The sequence below is a fragment of the Xanthomonas sp. LF06-19 genome (genome assembly GCF_034105425.1).
In the GTDB taxonomy this organism is placed as follows: domain Bacteria; phylum Pseudomonadota; class Gammaproteobacteria; order Xanthomonadales; family Xanthomonadaceae; genus Xanthomonas_A; species Xanthomonas_A sontii.
In genome coordinates this window covers 1-1,168 of record NZ_JAXGGH010000021.1, presented here as the reverse complement: position 1 = coordinate 1,168, position 1,168 = coordinate 1, and the positions used below count along the sequence as shown (strand labels likewise).

Sequence of the window (1,168 nt, the reverse complement as noted above, 5' to 3'; positions counted from 1 at the left end):
GCGGCTGAAGCCGCTTGTGTCAAATAAGGGTCTATCGTTGTAGGTGAGAGCGGAGTGCGGCAGGCCGTTTAGCCGCAGTGCCAGCAAGCACGAGTAGGAGTCAGCGCCGCCGCACTCCGGTTCTCCTGCCTGACAAGCCCGAACAGTTGCCCGAGTGACGAGCTCGAACTCCACAAGCATGGGCATCGGCAGGAGCGCTCTCGTCCATGAGTCTACTGCGGAGAACGTCTATGCGGCGCCATGTCGGGATCGATGTATCCAAGGCTGAGCTGGTCATTCATGTCCTGCCGGACGAGCAGGCCTGGACCCAGCCCAATACGCCACAGGGGCAGCGTGCGCTGGCCCAACGTCTGGCTGGGATGGACTGCGAGCGGATCGTGCTGGAAGCCAGTGGCGGCTACGAACATGCCGTGCTGCAGGTGCTCCGAGAGGCGGACCTGCCGGCAGTGCGGATGGCCGCCGATCGTCCGCGCAAGCTCGCCCAGGCCTTGGGCCTGCATGCCAAGACCGATGCCCTGGACGCGCGCCTGCTGGCCATCGCCGCCCAGCACATCCCGACCACCCCCACGCCCGTGGTGCCCGGGCACCAGCAGTCTCTTCGCGAACTGCTGGACCTGCGTGCCACCCTGGTGGGCCAGCGCGATGCCCATCGGCGGCGCTTGGAACACATTACCAGCGCCAAGGCGCAACACCGCTGCCGAGAGGTGATCGCCCTGCTGAACCAGCAGATCCAGACGTTGACGCAGGAGATCGAGCAGCAGGGCAAGACCTGCTCGAGCCTACCCAAGGTGCCTGGGCTCGGGACGATCCTGCGCGCGGTTCTGGCCGCGCGGCTGCCAGAGCTGGGCACGCTGCCGCCACGCAAGCTCGCTGCCCTGGTCGGGCTGGCCCCGTTCAATCACGACAGCGGTTGCTGGAAAGGCCAGCGCCGCATCAAAGGCGGACGTGCCGACGTGCGGCGCGTGCTGTACATGGCCACCTGGGCCAGCATCCGCGCCAAATCCCCCTTGGCCAACACCTACGCACGTCTGCGCGCAGCGGGCAAGCCGGCCAAGGTCGCCATCGTCGCCTGCATGCACAAGTTCCTGCGCTGGCTCAATGCCATCGCGCGCGATCAGGCCCCGTACGCTCCTCCTGTCATCGCAGGTGCATGACAGTTGACTCCTAC

At 66.4% G+C, this 1,168-nt stretch carries 1 protein-coding gene; it reads left to right on the top strand.

Annotated features, from left to right (window positions below):
• Positions 1-230: 230 nt before the first annotated feature.
• Positions 231-1,154 carry an IS110 family transposase gene (locus SLW55_RS20545; protein ID WP_026143295.1) on the top strand — a complete coding sequence of 308 codons (924 nt, stop codon included), beginning with the start codon at positions 231-233 and terminating at the stop codon, positions 1,152-1,154.
• Positions 1,155-1,168: the final 14 nt, after the last annotated feature.

Excerpts from the sequence above, each read along its gene's own strand:
- SLW55_RS20545 (WP_026143295.1), top strand. The coding sequence starts at position 231 with ATGCGGCGCCATGTCGGGATCGATGTATCCAAGGCTGAGCTGGTCATT.